The organism is Amycolatopsis sp. NPDC052450, assembly GCF_044547565.1.
In the GTDB taxonomy this organism is placed as follows: Bacteria; Actinomycetota; Actinomycetes; order Mycobacteriales; family Pseudonocardiaceae; genus Amycolatopsis.
In genome coordinates, this window is sequence record NZ_JBIUAQ010000028.1 from 58,778 (window position 1) to 76,550 (window position 17,773).

General features: G+C 68.1%; 21 protein-coding genes. 9 read left to right on the forward strand and 12 right to left on the reverse strand.

Going from position 1 to position 17,773, the window contains the following annotated elements; translation table 11 throughout:
- Positions 1 to 153: 153 nt before the first annotated feature.
- From ACIHAO_RS33355 to ACIHAO_RS33365, 3 genes are all read right to left on the reverse strand, one after another.
- Positions 154 to 912, reverse strand: coding sequence for a 3-hydroxybutyrate dehydrogenase (locus ACIHAO_RS33355; protein ID WP_125791147.1), 759 nt, complete (start codon positions 910 to 912; stop codon positions 154 to 156).
- A 156-nt stretch (positions 913 to 1,068) separates the two neighbouring features.
- Entirely contained in the window at positions 1,069 to 1,800 is a 732-nt protein-coding gene (locus ACIHAO_RS33360; protein WP_396564638.1) for an oxidoreductase, read from the reverse strand.
- Positions 1,797 to 2,294 carry a phosphoribosyltransferase gene (locus ACIHAO_RS33365; RefSeq protein ID WP_005166906.1) on the reverse strand — a complete coding sequence of 166 codons (498 nt, stop codon included), beginning with the start codon at positions 2,292 to 2,294 and terminating at the stop codon, positions 1,797 to 1,799. The genes ACIHAO_RS33360 and ACIHAO_RS33365 overlap by 4 nt, the downstream gene beginning before the upstream one ends.
- A gap of 114 nt (positions 2,295 to 2,408) precedes the next feature.
- On the opposite strand from ACIHAO_RS33365, the gene ACIHAO_RS33370 reads away from it, so the two are divergent.
- From ACIHAO_RS33370 to ACIHAO_RS33380, 3 genes are all read left to right on the forward strand, one after another.
- Positions 2,409 to 2,996 carry a GNAT family N-acetyltransferase gene (locus ACIHAO_RS33370; RefSeq protein ID WP_396564640.1) on the forward strand — a complete coding sequence of 196 codons (588 nt, stop codon included), beginning with the start codon at positions 2,409 to 2,411 and terminating at the stop codon, positions 2,994 to 2,996.
- 100 nt (positions 2,997 to 3,096) lie between these two features.
- On the forward strand, positions 3,097 to 5,067 hold the full coding sequence (gene acs / locus ACIHAO_RS33375) for an acetate--CoA ligase (RefSeq protein ID WP_396564642.1): 1,971 nt from the start codon (positions 3,097 to 3,099) through the stop codon (positions 5,065 to 5,067).
- 163 nt (positions 5,068 to 5,230) lie between these two features.
- Positions 5,231 to 5,722 (forward strand): DUF6319 family protein, encoded by a 492-nt coding sequence (locus ACIHAO_RS33380; RefSeq protein ID WP_396564644.1) that lies wholly within the window; start codon positions 5,231 to 5,233, stop codon positions 5,720 to 5,722.
- A gap of 54 nt (positions 5,723 to 5,776) precedes the next feature.
- On the opposite strand, the gene ACIHAO_RS33385 is transcribed toward ACIHAO_RS33380, so the two are convergent.
- Positions 5,777 to 6,112: a cupin domain-containing protein gene (locus ACIHAO_RS33385; protein ID WP_396564646.1), complete on the reverse strand. Its 336-nt coding sequence runs from the start codon at positions 6,110 to 6,112 to the stop codon at positions 5,777 to 5,779.
- Complete coding sequence (locus ACIHAO_RS33390; protein WP_396564648.1) at positions 6,109 to 7,413, reverse strand: MFS transporter; 1,305 nt, start codon at positions 7,411 to 7,413, stop codon at positions 6,109 to 6,111. Before ACIHAO_RS33390 ends, ACIHAO_RS33385 begins: the two co-directional genes overlap by 4 nt.
- Positions 7,414 to 7,521: 108 nt before the next feature.
- Here ACIHAO_RS33390 and ACIHAO_RS33395 point away from each other — a divergent pair, with 108 nt between their 5' ends.
- Positions 7,522 to 8,202, forward strand: coding sequence for a DUF2848 domain-containing protein (locus tag ACIHAO_RS33395; RefSeq protein ID WP_396564650.1), 681 nt, complete (start codon positions 7,522 to 7,524; stop codon positions 8,200 to 8,202).
- Here ACIHAO_RS33395 and ACIHAO_RS33400 read toward each other — a convergent pair.
- Positions 8,166 to 8,948 carry a tRNA(His) guanylyltransferase Thg1 family protein gene (locus tag ACIHAO_RS33400; RefSeq protein WP_396564653.1) on the reverse strand — a complete coding sequence of 261 codons (783 nt, stop codon included), beginning with the start codon at positions 8,946 to 8,948 and terminating at the stop codon, positions 8,166 to 8,168. The two genes, ACIHAO_RS33395 and ACIHAO_RS33400, sit on opposite strands and share 37 nt — an antisense overlap.
- Entirely contained in the window at positions 8,945 to 9,397 is a 453-nt protein-coding gene (locus ACIHAO_RS33405; RefSeq protein ID WP_396564654.1) for an AAA family ATPase, read from the reverse strand. Before ACIHAO_RS33405 ends, ACIHAO_RS33400 begins: the two co-directional genes overlap by 4 nt.
- A 111-nt stretch (positions 9,398 to 9,508) precedes the next feature.
- Here ACIHAO_RS33405 and ACIHAO_RS33410 point away from each other — a divergent pair, with 111 nt between their 5' ends.
- The gene (locus ACIHAO_RS33410) at positions 9,509 to 10,228 is read left to right on the forward strand and encodes a VIT family protein (RefSeq protein ID WP_396564656.1); all 720 of its coding nucleotides are present in this window, start codon (positions 9,509 to 9,511) and stop codon (positions 10,226 to 10,228) included.
- Here the strand turns inward: ACIHAO_RS33410 and ACIHAO_RS33415 are convergent.
- The 5 genes from ACIHAO_RS33415 to ACIHAO_RS33435 form a co-directional block, all read right to left on the reverse strand.
- Entirely contained in the window at positions 10,215 to 11,036 is an 822-nt protein-coding gene (locus tag ACIHAO_RS33415; RefSeq protein WP_396564658.1) for a hypothetical protein, read from the reverse strand. The genes ACIHAO_RS33410 and ACIHAO_RS33415 overlap by 14 nt on opposite strands.
- A complete protein-coding gene (locus ACIHAO_RS33420; protein ID WP_396564660.1) occupies positions 11,023 to 12,186 on the reverse strand; it encodes a hypothetical protein in 1,164 nt (387 codons plus the stop codon). Before ACIHAO_RS33420 ends, ACIHAO_RS33415 begins: the two co-directional genes overlap by 14 nt.
- A 2-nt stretch (positions 12,187 to 12,188) precedes the next feature.
- Positions 12,189 to 12,476 (reverse strand): hypothetical protein, encoded by a 288-nt coding sequence (locus ACIHAO_RS33425; protein WP_396564662.1) that lies wholly within the window; start codon positions 12,474 to 12,476, stop codon positions 12,189 to 12,191.
- Positions 12,473 to 12,790: an SAV_915 family protein gene (locus tag ACIHAO_RS33430; protein WP_125786238.1), complete on the reverse strand. Its 318-nt coding sequence runs from the start codon at positions 12,788 to 12,790 to the stop codon at positions 12,473 to 12,475. The genes ACIHAO_RS33425 and ACIHAO_RS33430 overlap by 4 nt, the downstream gene beginning before the upstream one ends.
- A gap of 163 nt (positions 12,791 to 12,953) precedes the next feature.
- The gene (locus ACIHAO_RS33435; protein WP_396564664.1) at positions 12,954 to 14,414 is read right to left on the reverse strand and encodes a peptide MFS transporter; all 1,461 of its coding nucleotides are present in this window, start codon (positions 14,412 to 14,414) and stop codon (positions 12,954 to 12,956) included.
- 209 nt (positions 14,415 to 14,623) lie between these two features.
- On the opposite strand from ACIHAO_RS33435, the gene nhaA reads away from it, so the two are divergent.
- Genes nhaA through ACIHAO_RS33455 form a run of 4 tightly spaced genes read left to right on the forward strand, consistent with a single transcriptional unit; the run spans position 14,624 to position 17,708 of the window.
- Positions 14,624 to 15,820, forward strand: coding sequence for a Na+/H+ antiporter NhaA (gene nhaA, locus ACIHAO_RS33440; protein WP_396564730.1), 1,197 nt, complete (start codon positions 14,624 to 14,626; stop codon positions 15,818 to 15,820).
- Between the two features lie 51 nt (positions 15,821 to 15,871).
- Positions 15,872 to 16,360: a phage holin family protein gene (locus ACIHAO_RS33445; RefSeq protein WP_125791131.1), complete on the forward strand. Its 489-nt coding sequence runs from the start codon at positions 15,872 to 15,874 to the stop codon at positions 16,358 to 16,360.
- Between the two features lie 11 nt (positions 16,361 to 16,371).
- Positions 16,372 to 17,295 carry an alpha/beta fold hydrolase gene (locus tag ACIHAO_RS33450; protein ID WP_396564667.1) on the forward strand — a complete coding sequence of 308 codons (924 nt, stop codon included), beginning with the start codon at positions 16,372 to 16,374 and terminating at the stop codon, positions 17,293 to 17,295.
- Positions 17,292 to 17,708, forward strand: a complete 417-nt coding sequence (locus ACIHAO_RS33455) for a DUF1992 domain-containing protein (protein ID WP_396564669.1) — start codon at positions 17,292 to 17,294, stop codon at positions 17,706 to 17,708. The genes ACIHAO_RS33450 and ACIHAO_RS33455 overlap by 4 nt, the downstream gene beginning before the upstream one ends.
- Positions 17,709 to 17,773 lie beyond the last annotated feature (65 nt).

Below are 17,773 nucleotides of genomic sequence, written 5' to 3' on the forward strand. Positions count from 1 at the left end.
TTCTTTAGTACCTGTTGGCGGAGCTGGAAGTGGATTCCGAAAGCGGCCGAACGCATGAACCCGCGCCGTCCGAAGGCCCCGCTATCGCGGTGACGACCGGGCAGCGCCCCGCCGACGTCGATCGCGGTCGCGGGTTCACCGGAGACACAGGGGTCACGCGGCGGTCCAGCCGCCGTCGAGGGGGATGGAGGTGCCGGTGACGTGGGCGGCGTGGTCGCCGGACAGCCAGAGCACGCAGGCGGCGACGTCGGCGGGTTCGATGAGCCGCTTGATCGCCGACCGGCGCAGCAGGACCTGCTCGATGACGGCGTCGCGTTCGAGCCCGTGTTCTTCGGCCTGTGCCTGGAGCTGGCCGGTGACCAGCGGTGTGCGGACGTAGCCGGGGTTGACGCAGTTGCTGGTCACGCCGTGTTCCGCGCCTTCGAGCGCGGTGACCTTGGAGAGCCCTTCGAGCGCGTGTTTCGCGGTGACGTACGCGGATTTGAACGGGCTCGCGCGGAGGCCGTGGACGCTGGACATGTTGACCACGCGCCCCCAGCCGCGTTCGTACATGTTCGGCAGCACGCGGCGGATGAGCAGGAACGGCGCGGTGACCATGAGCGCCTGGATGCCGGTGAACGTCTCCGGCGGGAATTCGTGGATCGGCGCGATGTGCTGGAAGCCGGCGTTGTTGACGAGGATGTCGATCTCGGCCGGGAGGGTCTCGACGGCCTGGGCGTCGGTGAGGTCGACGACGTGCGCGATGCCGTTGATGCCGGCGGCCGCCTTCTCGACGGCGTCGTCGATGTCGGCGAGGTGGACCTTGGCCCCCGCCTCGGCGAGCGCTTCGGCGCAGGCCAGGCCGATCCCGCTCGCCGCGCCCGTGACCAGCGCGGACTTACCGGCCAGATCGCTGTGATACGCACCACTCATGCCGGACGACGTTAGGTCGCTCCCGGCACTTAGACCATGTGGTTACGCCCCACACCTACCCAAGATCCCATGTGGGCGCCACACACTCCGCAATTCGGCACCTGGTTGCGATGGTTGCGCGTGCAAGTATCGCAACCAGGTGCCGAATTGCGGGGTTCAGCCGGCGGAGTCGGAGATCGACTTCGCCTCGCGGGCGCCCGCCTCGAAGGCTTCACACGAAAAGAGCAGCCAAGCCCGGACGCCCTCAGGAGTCCCGCCTGAGAACGCCGAAGCGGCTTCGAGGTACTTCGGCACGCGCCGGAAGTACGCCACCTCGGGCACCGTCAGCGCCTTCGGATCCAGGCCGGTCGCCACCGCCGAAAGCCGCGCCGCGGCCCTCGCGACGACGCCGTCCGCGGATCCGAAAGGCTTGAGTGCCAACAGTTCCCCGTGCACGACGGCGGTCAGCACCGGCCCCGGCACCGACGTCGCGCCGGTGATCAGTTGCGCCAGCATCTCCAGCCGCGGACCGACGTCGCCGGACGACCGCGGCCGTCCGAGCGCGTCGGGATCCGTCACCAGATCCGACGCGGCGAGAAGGTGCAAACGCGCCAACGCCTGCAACGGCGCACGCCGCCACGTCGGGAGCAGACTTTCCAGCGCTTCCGCCACCCGCAGCGCGCCGGCCAGCACCGGATCGGTCACTTCACCGGATTCGGGCAGTTCGGGCGCGGCGCCTTCGATCCCCGCCGACGCCCGCGCCGACCGCACGGACGCTTCGGCGGCCGTCTCCGCGCCGCCGCGCAGGTTGGCGGGCAGCCGGTGGACGGCGAACACCGCGTCCTGTGCCGATTTCGCGGCCGCGGCGACCCCTTCGAGGTCCAGCAGCGGCTTCAGCGGATCCGTCACGCGTCCAGCACCTGGCCCTCACGGCGCACGACCGGTGCCTGCACCGACCACGGGAAGTTGATCCAGCGGTCCGTGTGCTTCCAGACGTACTCGCATTTGACCTCGGAGCGCGGCTTCTCGTAGACGACCGCGCAGCGCACCTCGGCGACGTGGTCGGCGCAGAAGTCGCGGACCAGCTTCAAGGTCGCACCCGTGTCCGCGACGTCGTCGGCGACGAGCACCTTCTTCTTCGTCAGGTCGACGACGTTCGGCACCGGCGGCAGCATCACCGGCAGGTCGAGGCGCTGATCGACGCCGGTGTAGAACTCGACGTTCATCACGTGCAGGTTCTTCACGTCGAGCGCGTAGCCGAGCGCGCCCGCGACGAACAGCCCGCCTCGCGCGATCGACAGGATGAGGTCCGGCTCGAAGCCGTCGTCGGCGACGGCTTGCGCCAGCTCCCTGCTGGCCGTCCCGAACAACTCCCAGGTGAGCTCTTCCCGCTCCTCGGCCATGCTGCCTCGCCTTCTCGATCGTTCCCGCGAGCATAGGCAACGCCCCAGTGGCCTTCTCGAATGCTTCGAAACTGGCTCTCCAGTAGGGCCATTGCCGTCCGTAACGTCGAGCCCGTGACCGACTGGAACAGCTGGAGTGTCCATGCCACCCTGCGCGGCGATCGCGTCCATCTCGAACCGCTCACCCGCGATCACGCGAAGGGCTTGTTCGCGGCGGGCTCCGACCCGGCGATCTGGACCTGGCTCAGCCTCCGGCAACCGCGGGACATCGCCGCGGCCGAAACCATGGTCGACGACATCCTCGCCGACCCGGACCGCCGCGCCTGGGCCCAGATCGACGCCCGCACCGGCGAGGTCGCGGGCACGACGTCGTTCTACGCGATGAACGCGCGCCACAAGATCGTTTCCCTCGGCTACACCTGGATCGGTTCCGAATGGCAGCGGACCGGACTCAACCGCGAGTCGAAACTCCTGTTGCTGCGCCACGCTTTCGACGACCTCGGCGCGAACCGGGTCTCGTGGGAGACCGACATCCGCAACCTGAAGTCCCAGAAGGCGATCGAACGTCTCGGCGCGCGACGGGAAGGGGTGCTGCGCGCGCATCGCGTCCGGCCCGACGGAACCATCCGTGACACCGTCGTCTACTCCGTCACCGGACCAGAATGGCCGGCGGTCCGTACCGCTTTGTCCTCAAGCGTGTGAATGCCGCGCGCAACCACGATGCAACCTTTTACTTCGCGTCGTAACGTCGATAGCGTGCCAACGGGCGTGAAGACACGCGAATCACAGGAGGCATCGCACCATGACCGAGCAGTCGCCGGCGCTGGACAATTTGCTCACGGAGAGCAGGACCTTCCCCCCGAGCGAGGCTTTCAGCGCGCAAGCGAATGCCACCGCCGACTTCTACGCCGAAGCCGACGCCGACCGTGAAGCGTTCTGGGCCAAGCAGGCCGAGCGCCTCGACTGGGAAACGAAGTGGTCCCAGGTACTGGACTGGACCAATGCGCCGGTGGCGAAGTGGTTCGTGGGCGGGAAGCTCAACGTCGCGTACAACTGCGTCGACCGCCACGTCGATTCCGGGCACGGCGACCAGGTCGCCATCCACTGGGTCGGCGAGCCCGGCGACAACCGTGACATCACCTACGCGCAGCTGAAGGACGAGGTTTCCAAGGCGGCGAACGCCTTCGAGTCCCTCGGCCTCACGGCGGGCGACCGGGTCGCCATCCAGATGCCGATGGTGCCCGAAGCGATCGTCGCGATGCTCGCGTGTGCCCGCATCGGTGTCCTGCACAGTGTCGTCTTCGGTGGTTTTTCCCCGACAGCACTGCGATCCCGGGTGGACGACCAGGCAGCGCGGATCGTCATCACGACCGACGGCCAGTACCGCCGCGGCAAGGCCGCCCCGATGAAGGTCAATGTCGACGAAGCGCTCGAAGGCGCCGAATCGGTCGAGAAGGTCATCGTCGTCCGGCGCACCGGCGAAGAGGTGCCGATCACCGAAGGCCGCGACCTCTGGTGGCACGAACTGGTCGACGGCCAGTCCGCGGAGCACGCGCCGCAGGCGTTCGACTCCGAGCACCCGCTCTTCATCCTCTACACCTCCGGCACCACCGGGAAGCCGAAGGGCATCCTGCACACCTCCGGCGGATACCTGACTCAGGCCGCGTACACGCACCACAACGTCTTCGATCACAAGGCCGGCGAAGACGTCTACTGGTGCACCGCCGACATCGGCTGGATCACCGGGCACACGTACATCGTGTACGGGCCCTTGGCGAACCGGACGACGCAGGTGGTCTACGAAGGCACGCCGAACACCCCGCACGAAGGCCGTCACTGGGAGATCGTCCAGCAGCACAAGGTCTCCATCTACTACACCGCGCCCACGCTGATCCGCACGTTCATGAAGTGGGGCAACGAGATCCCGCAGAAGTACGATCTCTCGTCGCTGCGCGTGCTCGGCAGCGTCGGTGAGCCGATCAACCCCGAAGCGTGGATCTGGTACCGCGAGAACGTCGGCGCGAACTCGGCGCCGATCGTCGACACCTGGTGGCAGACCGAGACCGGCGGGATCATGATCTCGCCGCTGCCGGGCGTCACCGCCACGAAGCCGGGCTCGGCGCAGAGGGCACTGCCGGGTATCTCGGCGAAGGTCGTCGACGACCAGGGCGTCGAGGTCGGCAAGGGCGGCGGCGGGTACCTCGTGCTCGACAAGCCGTGGCCGGGCATGCTGCGCGGCATCTGGGGCGACGAGGAGCGTTTCCGCGAGACCTACTGGTCCCGCTTCGCCGACCAGGGCTACTACTTCGCCGGCGACGGCGCGAAGTACGACGCCGACGGCGACGTCTGGCTGCTGGGCCGGGTCGACGACGTGATGAACGTGTCCGGGCACCGCATCTCGACCACCGAGGTCGAGTCGGCGCTGGTCTCGCATCCGACGGTCGCCGAGGCCGCCGTCGTCGGCGCGACCGACCCGACCACCGGTCAGGGCATCGTCGCGTTCGTCATCCTGCGCGGCAACGCGGTGGACGGTGGCGACAAGGCCGTGCAGGAGCTGCGCAACCACGTCGCCAAGGAGATCGGGCCGATCGCGAAGCCTCGGCAGATCCTGGTCGTGCAGGAGCTGCCCAAGACGCGCTCCGGCAAGATCATGCGCCGCCTGCTGCGTGACGTCGCCGAGAACCGCCAGGTCGGCGACGTGACCACGCTGGCCGACTCGTCGGTGATGGACCTGATCTCTTCGGGCCTGAAGACCGGCAAGTCCGAGGAGTAGCGCCCCAAAACGTCAGGAAAGGGTCGTTCAGGACACTTTTCGTCCTGAACGACCCTTTCCTGACATCGACACGCCTACCACACCCCGGTTCGCATCACTCGAACGCCTGTTCTAGGATGTGCCGGGTACCACCCCATACCCGGGCAAGGAGACGACACCGACGATGACCGTGGATGCCTTGACACGCACTGACGCCGTGTCCGAAGAAGCGGCTACCGAAGCGCCCGTCGACTCGACGCCGCAGGCGGAGACGGCCGAAGCCCCTGCCGAGGCCAAGACCGAGACTCCGGAAACCCCGGAGACCACCGAAGACGCCACCGACAGCGCGGTGGAGTCCCCCAAGCCCAAGCGTGGCCGCCCGAAGGTCGCCACGACGGCGAAGAAGACCCGCACCGTCGAGCTGACCCTCACGGTCACCGGCACCGCCGACGGTGAGTGGCAGGCCGAGCTCAAGAACGGCGCCAAGTGGGTCGCGAAGGGCCTGGAGATCCCGGCCGCGGCCGTGTCCCGCGCCGCCAAGGAACTGCACGCCGACCTGTCGGGCCCGATCGACGAGGTCATCAACGCCGCCCGTGAGCTGCAGGCCGCGAAGGTCGCTCAGCTCGAAGCCGAGCTGGAGAAGGCGAAGCTGGCGCTGGCCGAGCTGGACGCGTAAGACTTTTCTCCCGACCGGGGCGGACGCTGGATATCAGTGTCCGCCCCGGCTTTTTCATTCCGCGATCGGTGGCCGCGAGGGCAGCGGTGTCTTGAACTCGACCCACTGACTGTCCACAATGGCCTCGACGCTGTGCGGGACACCGCGCGGGTGGACGATCGTGCCGCCCGCTTCGAGGGTCACTTCCCGGCCGTCGAGAGTGCCGCGCAGCGAACCGGACAGCAGGTACACGATGCTGTCGTGATCGTGGCTGTGCACGGGGGAAGCGACGCCCGCCGGGTAGTGGATCTCGTACGCCAGCCCGCCTTCCGCCGTCGCGAGCGTCCGGAACCGGCCCTGTCCGCCGATCAGCGGCAGACCCTCCACTGTGGACATCGGCGACCAGGTCATCGCGCGTGCTCCATGGCAGCGGCCTCCTCGCGGTCCGGGTCACGGGTGAGTACGACACCGATGATGGTCACCACCGCGGTCGCGAGCAGGTAGACGCCGATCGCGAGCCAGGTGTCGAAACCGGCGAGCAGCGCCGTGAACAGCAGTGGTGCGGGCGCCCCGCCGATCACGCCGGCGAGGGTGTACGCCAGCGAGCTGCCGGTGTAGCGCAGGCGCGGCGAGAACTGCTCGGTGACGAGCGCGGCCTGCGGCCCGTAGAGCGCGGCGTGGATGACCAGCGCGAGCACGATCCCGATCGCCAGCATGAGGAACGAACCGCCGCTGACCATCGGGAAGAACACGAACGGCCAGATCCCGGCGGCGATGGTCGCGACCAGGTACATCTTGCGCCGGGAGACCCGGTCCGAAAGGGCGCCGAACAGCGGCATCAGGATCAGCTGGAACGCGGACCCGATCATCACCGCGGCCAGTCCCGCGCCACGCGAGAGGTCGGTGTGCGTGGTGACGTAGGTGAGGACGAAGACGGTGAACAGCGCGTACAGCACGTCCGGGCAGACGCGGATCAGCACGGCCGCGACCAGCGCGCGGCGTTCGGTGCGGAAGACCTCGGAGATCGGCGCCGACGAACGCTCGCCGCGCTCCTGGATCTGCTTGAAGACCGGCGTTTCCTCCAGCTTGAGCCGGATCCACAGGCCGAAACCGACCAGCGCGCCGGAAAGCAGGAACGCGATCCGCCAGCCCCAGCTGTTGAACTGGGCCTCGGTGAGCAGCGCGGCCAGTACGGCGAGGACACCGTTGGCGAGCAGGTTGCCCGCGGGCGGGCCGATCTGCGCGGCCGACGCCCAGAACCCGCGTTTGGCCGGATCGCCGAACTCGCTCGAGAGCAGGACGGCGCCACCCCATTCGCCGCCGATGCCCACACCCTGCGCGAACCGCAGCGCGACGAGCAGCACGGCCGCGAAGCCGCCGATGCTCTCGTACGTGGGCAGGACGCCGATGAGGAACGTGGCCACGCCGGTGAGCACGAGCGTCATGACCAGGATCCGCTTGCGGCCGAGTACGTCGCCGAGGCGGCCGAAGAGGAATCCGCCGAGCGGCCGGGCGAGGTAGCCGACGGCGTAGGTGGAGAACGCCGCCATCGTGCTCGCTAGCTGGTCTTCCGAGGGGAAGAAGAGCTGCCCGAAGATCGTCGCGGCCGCCACCGAGTAGGCCGCGAAGTCGTACCACTCGAGCGCTGTTCCCGAGAGGCTGGCCGCGAAGGCCTTGTGCAGCGAACGCCGGTCACCGGCTGGTGAGGTCATGTCCACGTCCCGTCCGTAGGAGATCCGCAACCCCGCCGGGAGGGGTTGAATTGCGGATATACTCCTTGTATACAAGCTGTATGCGCAACCCCCAATCTCGGAGGACAGATGCCTGAGCTGCGTTTCACCCTTCCCGGCGGCGAGGAGCGGCGGACCGAGGTCCACACGCTGCTGAACGCCGGATACGCCGGTCGCAGCCAGGAGGACGTCGCCGCCCACGTGGCCGAACTGGCCGAACTCGGCGTCCCCGCGCCCTCGGTGATCCCGGCGCTCTATCCGGTCGCGCCGTACCTGGCGAGCCAGACCGACGAGGTCCCGGTGCAGCACGAGCGGACCTCCGGCGAGGCCGAATGGGCCATCGTCATCACCGGCCCCGCGCCCGAGGACGTCCTCCTGACCGCCGCCTGCGACCACACCGACCGCGCGCTCGAAGCGCACGGCGTCGCGTGGAGCAAGAACGCCGGCCCCGACGTGCTCGCCGCCAAGGCCTGGCGCCTCGTCGATGTCCAGGACCGGCTTGACGACCTCACCCTCTCGGCTTGGGCCGGGGAAACCCTGATCCAGCAAGGGAAACTCGCGGAGCTGCTGCCGCCGTCGTACTGGCTGGACGTGCTGCGCGAACGCGGCCTCCACGCTCCGGGCACCGTGCTGATCTCGGGGACCATCCCGATGGTGCACGGCGTCGACCAGTTCGCCGACTCCTGGCGCGTGGAACTGGGCGACCCGGCGACCGGCGAGACGATCGAACTCGCCTACACCGTGCGGCGGCTGCCCGAACCGATCGGCTGAAGCAGTTCGCCGAGGAAGACGCGGTACTCGTCCTTCATCGGCAACTCACCCTCCACGCGGACGCGGCGGCGGGTCGCGGGGACCTCGATCTCGCGCACCGGATCGAATCCGGCGCGCTCGTAGGATTCCCAGTACAACCCGACGCCGCGTCGCTGCCAGGCCGGCACTTCGGTGAAGTTGACGCCATGCGCGTAAAGCAGCTCGTTCTTCTCGGGGATACCCGCACCCGCCAAGGCGTCTCCCGCTTCCCGCGCCGATTTCCCCGCCTTGCGCAAGGTCCAGTAGCACCAGCCGTTGAGCGCGCAGCGGGTCGCGTCCGCCTGACGCCAGGAGAAATAGTCGACGACGTCGTCCGCCGTCGTGCCGAGCCAAACCCGGCCGTCGAAGTGCGCGGGCACTCCGGCCGCGTGCGTGAACGCCGCCGACGCGATCCCGGCCGAGATCGACACGAGCTTCTCGACTCCCCTGCCGAACAGGTCGGCGGCGGGATCGAGCAGGATCGAGATCTCGTCGCTCTCGGTGTAGACGTACGGCGCGGCGAAGTCCGCCATCAAAGCCTTGGCCGCCTCGACCATGCACTCACTGAACCGGGGATCGAAAGGCTTCTCGAACCGCGCTTCGGTGAACTTGGAGAACCCGCGGCCGTCCACGCGGAGCACCGTCCACGATCCCGGCGGGACGGTCAGGCCGTGGAACCACTCGCGTTCGCGTTGCCGCGCCTCGAAACCACCGGATTCCACGGTCACCCCCGTTCCACGACGAAACCGCCCTCACCGTCGAAACCGACGGTGTACAGCTCATCGAAACCATCCTCGGCGCCAGGTCGCCTCAGGCGTTTCAGCGTCGCATACAGACCGACGTCGGGCACCCGGGTTTTCCCTTTCCTGAGCGCGTTGCGCCCGTGGGACCCGGCGAGGTCGGGCGGGAACCAGTAGCCGCGCACCCGCGCGCCGTACCGCCTGGCGACCTCGACCAGCGGCGCCCATTCCGCCGGCGAGGGGTTGGTGTTGTCCACGACCACCGAACGGCCGTCCTCGAGCGCTTCGGCCAGCATCCGCAGTTGCCGGACCTGGGGACGCCGGGCGTTGGGGAAGGTGTCCTTGCTGACATGGACGTGCGTGCTCGCGAACTCCCGGCGGAAGAACGTCGTCTTCCCGGACGCCTGGAGCCCGATCAGGATCACCACCTCGGCCACGGACTCAACCTAGCCGATGGGTTAGGCAAGGCAATAGTCAATAAGGATTGCCTCTATTCACCGAAACGGTCTTCCCTCGCCGATCCCCGTTCTTTGTGTTTCACTGAAAAGGTGACCGATACCGTATCGACTTCACATCCGCACGAGCCGCACGCGGATCTGGGCGGCAAGCTGAACTGGCTTCGCGCCGGGGTTCTCGGCGCGAACGACGGGATCGTTTCGGTGGCGGGCATCGTGGTCGGCGTCGCGGGCGCGACCACCGACTCCACCGTGATCGCGACCGCGGGAATCGCCGGACTGGTCGCGGGCGCCCTTTCGATGGCGGGCGGCGAATACGTCTCGGTGAGCACCCAGCGCGACACCGAACGCGCCCAGTTGCGGCTGGAAAAGCGTGAACTGAAAGAGATGCCGGAGGCCGAAGAACGGGAACTCGCGGAGATCTACGAGTCGAAAGGGCTTTCCCCGGAACTCGCCGCCGAGGTCGCCCGCGAACTGACCGAAAAGGACGCCCTGCAGGCACACGCCGAAGCCGAACTCGGCATCGATCCGGACAATCTGACCAGCCCGTGGCAGGCGGCGTGGGCTTCGCTGGTCGCGTTCACCGTCGGCGCGCTGCTGCCGCTGCTGTCGATCGCGTGGACGCCGACCTCGGCGCGGGTCTGGGCGTGCGCGTCGGCGGTGGTGGTCGGCCTGGTGCTGACCGGGTTCGTCAGCGCGAAACTCGGTGACGCCCGCGTCGGCCGCGCGATCGCGCGAAACGTCGGCGTCGGCGCGCTGACGATGCTGGTGACCTACTACGTCGGTGTGCTGTTCGGCGTCAGCGTGGGCTGAACCGGCGCAGGGAGGCGTCCGTGCCCAGTTCCGCGCGGGCGGCCGGATTCTCCACGTAGAACCGCACCAGGTGGTAGACCACGGTCGGGTCGAGCGCGAACGACGTGGTGTCGATCTCGATCATCGGCGCGGGCGGCAGCTTGTCGAGCTTCCAGATCCCGCCGAGCCGCCGCTTGTCCCATGGCGCGTTCGTGTAGGCGATCACCAGCACTTCGGGCGTTCCGTTGTACGCGGCCTTCGCCCCGGCGAACGCCTCCCACGGCAGGAAGGACGAAAAGGCCCTCCCGCGCTGGAAAATCCCCTGCTGCGCCAGGACGACCCGGCCGCGCTGCAACCGGCCCGCCACCACGAACACGAGGAAACTCAAGAAGAACAAGGCGGCGATGCCCATCAACGCCGCTCCGGCTGGTGCCGCCGGCACCTCTTCGCCCGCCGACAGGAAGTCCCAGACGCCCAGCGCGCAGAGGGCCGCCAGGCAGACCATCAGCAGCGTCAGGACCGTGAAGGCCGCTTGCGAGTAGCGGATTTCGGTGGCCGGGCGCCCCTCGTACGTGGTGATCGCGATGTCGGCATGGCGATGCCCCGGACGGATCCTCGTCACCAGCCCGTACGCCGCTGTGAGCAGGAACAACGCCGCGAGCAGGAGGGCGTACTTCAGCGCCCCGGCCTTGCCGATCGCGACGAACCCGAACCCGACGGGCACACAGGCGACCCCGAGGAGCACGACGAAGACCAGCGCCGCTTTGTACTTCGCGCCGTCACCTGGCGGCCATTCCGCGGGTCGCTCGCCGAGGTCAGAAGATGGCATCCCACGCGTCCTTGGCGAGTCCGCCGATGGCCTTGCCCGCATCGCCCACAGCTTCGGCCCCGTCCTCGATCGCTCCGCCCACGTCGCCGATCCCGTTCGTCCACAGGGAATCGACCATGCCCGACGCGAATACACCTACCACAGCACCGCCGATGGCACCGACCGCCGTTCCGACGACGGGCACCGGGATCAGGGTGCCGATCGCCGCGCCGGCGGCCACCGAGGCGCCGAATCCGACGCCACCGGAAACGATCGCCTGCGCGGCCGGTTTGCCGTTGGCGATGTCGTAGGCGACACCGGCGACGGCGAGCGCGCCACCCGCTCGAAGGCCCCACTTGGCCGCGTTGGCGTCGGTGTTCTTCGCCGCCGCGGCGACGTCGTCCGCCTGCTGGGCGGCGGTCCGTCCGAGGTCGACGTCGCGATAGATCTGCGACGCCGGAGTCCCCGCCGGCGCGGTTCGCGCCCGCTCCAGGAACTTCGCGGATTCCTCGGAAAGGAATTTCGCCTGTTTACCGAGAATCGACGAGTGTTTGGCGGCGAGTGTCCCGGCGGCACCGCTGGTGAGGTCGCCGACCACGAGGAACCACTTCTGCGTGACGTCCTGCCAGACGTTCTTCAGCGTGTCGCCCGCGAGCTTCGCGATATGACTCGCGGCGTCGGACTCGGTCTTGGCTGTGTTGTACGCCTTGACCTTGGCCGCGTGCGCGTTCGACGCGGTGACGGCGTCGCTGTGCGCCTTCATCGCCTCTGGCGTGGCGCCCTCGCCGGTCGGTGCGGCGCCGGGCGCGGACGGGCCCTTGCCCGGATCCTCGATGACGTCGCCGTTCACCGTGAGCCCGGCCGCGGCGGCGCGTTTCCGGACCCCGCGCATGTCTTCCTGGGCGCGGTGGAGGTCTGCGGCGTAGGTGTCGAAGTTCTGTGCGGCCGTCTTGGCGGCGGCGGACAACTGGTCGGTCTTTTCGGCGCCGGTGGTCATCTTGACGCGGAAGGCCTGACCGCCCTCGCCGCCCCATCCGGCGTCCGCGCTGTTCCTGGCGTTATAGATCTGCGTCGCCGCGTCCGAAACGCTTTTCGCCAGCGAGTCGCGCAGCCAATGCCCCGCGCCGCGGACGCTTTCCGGATTTCCCTCGATCTTCGTGTCGATCCCCATGGTCAGCGCTCCCCGGCCGCTTTACGGATGTCTTCTCCCGCGGCGTGGTCCTGCTCGCGGTAGCCCTTGTTCGCCGAAGCGACGTCGTCGCCGGCACCGGCCGCGCCGAGCACCAGCGCACTCGCGTTCTCGACGAAATGGGCGAGGATGCCGACGACCGCTGGCGTACCGGCTCCCGCGTCGGGAGCGCCGGGGACCGAATTCCCCAGAGCGTCGACATCGGAGCTGGCGTTGCGCAGCGTGCCGGCGATGCCGTCGAGGACGTCGTGATCGACCTTAGGCCCGGTCACGCCGCCCCCTCCTGCCGTTTGTCCTCGGGAATCACGACGTCGAGCAGCAGCAGCTGAAAGGGCTGCGCCTTCTGCAACGCGTCGAGCCCGGGTGTCGGCATGACGATCCACGGCTGATGGGGACCACAGCAATCGTGCAGGCGATCGAGCGCGGAATAGGCGAGCAGCGCGACCCTGCCGTCTCTCGTCGTGCGCATGGCGACGCGGGCCTCGGTGGCGTCGGCCACCGCTTCCATACAGGGCAGGTACACGACCGGCGGGAATTCCCGCGGGATCGGCTTGCTTTCCGGCTGTGCGTTTTCGGGACTGGTCATTTCGTCAACCCTGGTGGTCCGTTTTGCGTCGTCCATGGCGATCGTCTCAGTTCGTCGGCTTTGACGCGGTTCGACGCCGCGGGGTTCCCGGACCGGAATGGACGAAGGCCCCCTTCCCGCGTTGTGCGCCGGAAGAGGGCCTTCATCAGGTGAATCGGAGCGTCTAGTGAACGCCCTTCATCAGCTTGCGGATCATCGGCGTCGCGACCAGGAGCGCCACACCGACCACGATGGCCACCCCGCCGACGATGCTGAAATACGGCGCTTCGTTCTCCACCGAGTAGTACTCGGCGAGCTTTCCGGACATCGCCGTACCGAGCGAAATGGACAGGAAGTTCAGCGCCACCATCTGCGTCCGGAACGCCTCCGGCGCGAGTTTGGTCGACAACGAGAGACCGACCGGCGAAAGCATCAGTTCCGCCATGGTGAACACGAACAGGATGCCCGCCAGCGCGAGCAGCGGGCTCGCGTTCTTGCCGCTGCCGACCATCGGGAGGAACAGCAGGAACGCCAACCCCATCGTGACGGTGCCGAGCACGAATTTGATCGGCGACGACGGCTGCTTGGGGCCGAGTTTCGTCCAGATCGCCGCGATCACCGGCGCGAACAGGATGATGAACACCGGGTTGATCGAGTTGACCCACGCCACCGGCATCTCCCAGCCGAAGACGGTGCGGTTCAATCGCTCGTCGGTGTAGGCGGCGACGACGGTGAACTGCTGCTGGTACAGCGAGAAGAACGCCGCGCTCGCGATGAACATCGGGATGAACGAGTACACCCTGGTGCGTTCGTCGGCGGTGATCTTCTTGCTGCTGATGATCACCACGAAGTAGATGACCGAGATGACCGCGACGGTCCAGACGACGATGTCGACCAGGTTCGCCGGGTTGATGACGCCGAAGACCACCAGCAGGACGATCGCCGCGACACCTGTCGCGGTGCCGGCGTAGACCACCGGACGCCGCGACGCGGGCAGCGGGTTGGGGATCTCGCTCGCCTTCTCGCCGAGGTTCTTGCGGCCGATCGTGTACTGGATCAGGCCCAGCGCCATGCCGACCGCCGCGAGCCCGAAGCCGACGTGGAAACCGATCTCGCTCTGCGCGAGCCCGGTCAGCAGCGGCCCGACGAAGCCGCCGAGGTTGATGCCCATGTAGAAGATCGTGAAACCGCCGTCGCGACGCTCGTCGCCCTTCGCGTACAGCGTCCCGACGATGGTGGTGGCGTTGGACTTCAACCCGCCGCTGCCGATGGCCACGCACGCGAGGCCCACGCCGATGCCCGCCAGGCCGGGGAGGACGGCGAGGCTGATGTGCCCGATCATGATCAGGATCGCGCTGTAGAACAGCGTCCGTTCGGAGCCGAGCACGCGGTCCGCGACCCAGGCGCCGATCACGGCCGACAGGTAGACCATGCCGCCGTACGCGCCGACGATGCCGAGCGCGGAGGCCTTCGGCAGCGCCAGGCCGCCCTGGCTGACTTCGTAGTAGAGGTAGATCGGGAGGATGCCGAGCATCCCGTAGTACGAGAACCGCTCCCACATCTCGACGCCGAAGAGGTTCGCGAGCCCTCGTGGGTGCCCGAAGAACCTCGTGTCTTGCTGGACCTCGGTAGAGGTACTCACCATGCCGTCCTTTGTGAAGACATCGTTGTCGGTTTCCGGTTGACATGCTAGAAGCCCACCATGTGGACGGGACACCGACGTCCGCATGATCTCTGTGGCAGCTGTCATGAAAGCGAGATTTCCGCAGCTTGAGGCATTAAAATCGCGTCAAGGTGCGCCGGGAAGTCTGGTCGGCAACAGTGTTCGTCGTCGCCGAAAACCCGGAGGATGCCTTGTCCGGACCCACCCGCCCCGCAAAAGCCGTCGCCGAATTCGCCCGCTACCTGCGCACGGAGACGACCGGCGGGTTGATCCTGCTCGGCGCCACCGCGATCGCCCTGCTCTGGGCCAATTCGCCCATCGACGACGTTTATCGCGCGATCCGTGATTTCCGGCTCGGCCCCGAATTCCTCCACCTGAATCTGACGATCGGCGACTGGGCGAAAGACGGCCTGCTCGCGCTGTTCTTCTTCGTCGCCGGGCTGGAACTCAAACGCGAACTCGTGGTCGGCGAGCTCTCCCGGTTCAAACAGGCGATCCTGCCGGTGGTCGCCGCGATCGGCGGCATGATCGTCCCGGCGCTGGTCGCGCTCGCCGTCGGCTGGGGAACGCCGGGCATCGAACGCGCGTGGGCCGTCCCGGTCGCCACGGACATCGCGTTCGCGCTGGGTGTCCTCGCCCTGACCGCGTCGAACCTGCCGAGCAGCGCCAGGGTCTTCCTGCTCTCGCTCGCGGTGGTCGACGACCTCGGCGCGATCCTCGTCATCGCGATCCTGTTCACCGCGAAGTTCGACCTCGTCGCCGCGGGCGTCGCCGTCGTGGCGCTCGCGTTGTACGCCTACCTGCAGAAGCGCCGCGTCCGCAGCGCCTGGATCTACGTGCCGCTGGCCCTGATCACCTGGATCGCGGTGCACTCGGCCGGCGTCCACGCCACCATCGCCGGCGTCGCGCTCGGCCTGCTCACCCGCGTCCGCGCCGACGAAGGCGAGGAGCACGCGCCCGCGATCCGGCTCGAACACCGGTTGCAGCCGTGGTCGGCCGCGGTCGCGGTGCCGCTGTTCGCGCTGTTCGCGGCCGGGATCAAGGTGGACGCCGAATCGCTCGGCGAGGTGTTCACCACGGCGTTGCCGCTGGCCATCCTGATCGGGCTGGTCGGCGGGAAGCTGATCGGGATCTTCGGCGCCAGCCTGCTCGCGGTGAAGTTCAAACTCGCGGAGAAACCCAGGGGGATGGGCTGGCGGGACATCGGCGCGCTGTCGATGCTCGGCGGCGTCGGGTTCACGGTGAGCCTGCTGATCGCCGATCTCGCGCTCGACGGGGAGTCCGTCGAACTGGCGAAGGCGGCGGTGCTGATCGCTTCGGCCATCGCCTCGCTTTCGGCCGCCGCGATGCTCGTGCACCGCAGCCGCGTGCACGCGAAGGAGGATTGAACCTGCGACACTCGCCGGTCCGCCGCGCCCGTGATCGGGGCACGTGGCACGATGACCGGTGTGAGCAGCCCCAAGCACGAACGTACCGGCCCCGACGGCGTGGGGGCCGTGCCCTACCTCCCCCTGTCGAGCGATGACGACGTGGTAGCGAGCGAGCAGTCCCTCGGGAAACTCGTCGGCGATGCCACACAGCACGTTTCGACGCTGATCCGCGCCGAGGTCGAGCTGGCCAAGTCCGAGGTCGTCGCGGAGGCGAAGAAGGGCCTCAAGGGCGCCATCTTCTTCCTCGTCGCGCTGGTCATCGGCCTGTACAGCTCGTTCTTCTTCTTTTTCTTCCTCGGCGAACTGCTGTCGGAGTTCCTGCAGCGCTGGGCGGCGTTCCTGATCGTGTTCGGGCTGATGCTCGTCTCGACGGCGGCCGCGGGCTTCCTCGGCTACCGCAAGGTGAAGAAGATCAAGGCGCCGGAGCGCACGATCAACAGCTTCAAGGACACCGCCGCCGCGTTCAAGCCGCGTCACGGCGCCGAAGACCAAGACTGAGTCTTCGAGCGGTGCAGGCGACACCGGATCCGTCGATCGTCCGGATCGACGGCCCGTGGACCCATCGTGACGTCTCGGCGAACGGCATCCGGCTGCACGTCGCCGAACTCGGCGACGGGCCGGTGGTCCTGCTGCTGCACGGGTTCGCCGAGTTCTGGTGGACCTGGCACCACCAGCTGACGGCGCTCGCCGACGCCGGTTTCCGCGCGATCGCGGTCGATCTGCGCGGCTACGGCGACTCCGACAAGCCCCCGCGCGGCTACGACGCGTGGACCTTGGCCGGTGACGTCGGCGGGCTGATCAAGTCGCTCGGCGCACGCAAGGCCCATCTCGTCGGACATGCCTGGGGCGGCATGCTCGCGTGGACGGTCGGCGCGCTGCACCCCCGGCTGGTGTCTTCGGTCAGTGTGCTGGGCGGCGCGCATCCCCTGGCGTTGCGCCGGGCCGTCCGGCGGCCGGGACAGCTGCGCGCGTCGGGACACCTGTTCCGTTTCCAGCTGCCGATGGCGCCGGAAAAATGGCTGGTCAAGGACGAAGCGCTCGCCGTCGAAGAGCTGTTCCGCGCCTGGTCCGGTCCACAGTGGACGGACACCTCCGACTTCACCGAGACCGTGCGGACGTTCCGGCAGGCGATGCTCGTGCCGGGAGTGCCGCACAGCGCGCTCGAGTACTACCGATGGGCGTTCCGCGCGCAGTTCCGCGGCGAAGGCCGCCGGTTCAGCGAAGCACTGCGAGGCCGCTTCGCTCCCCGCGTGCTGCAACTGCACGGCGAGGAAGACCGATGCGTCCTGCCCGAGACAGCGGCGGCGTCGCGTCGCTGGGCCCCGGACGCCCGTCTCGAGCGCTGGCCCGGCATCGGGCACTTCCCGCATCTGGAGGCCCCGGAGCGCACGTCTGTGGCGCTGCTGGACTTCCTCCGTATCTTGGAAGCATGACCGAGCGCAAACCGACGGGCGTGTCGTTCGAGTCCTGGGTGGACCGGCAGGTCAGCGCCGCGGAGGCGAAGGGCGAGTTCGACGACCTTCCCGGCGCGGGGAAACCGCTGCCGAAGACCGACGGCGACGACTCGGCTCTTGCCTGGGTGGTGAACAAGGTCCGTGCCGAGGGGCACGACGTTTCGGCGCTGCTGCCGCCGTCGCTGGCCATCGCGAAGGAACTCGACGACCTGCCGGACACGCTGACGCGGGTGCGCCGTGAAGCGCGGGTGCGGGAGATCGTCGAGGACCTGAACGAACGGATCCGCGCCGAGCACCGGCGTCCGGCGGGCGGCCCGGTGCTGCGGGCACGGCCGCTGGACGTGGAGGAGACCGTCGCTTCTTGGCGCGAAGGACTCTCGTCCAGCTCCTGATTCACCCTCCGCGCGTGCAATGAAGGGGCCTTTCATAGCAAATTTTGCTATGAAAGGCCCCTTCA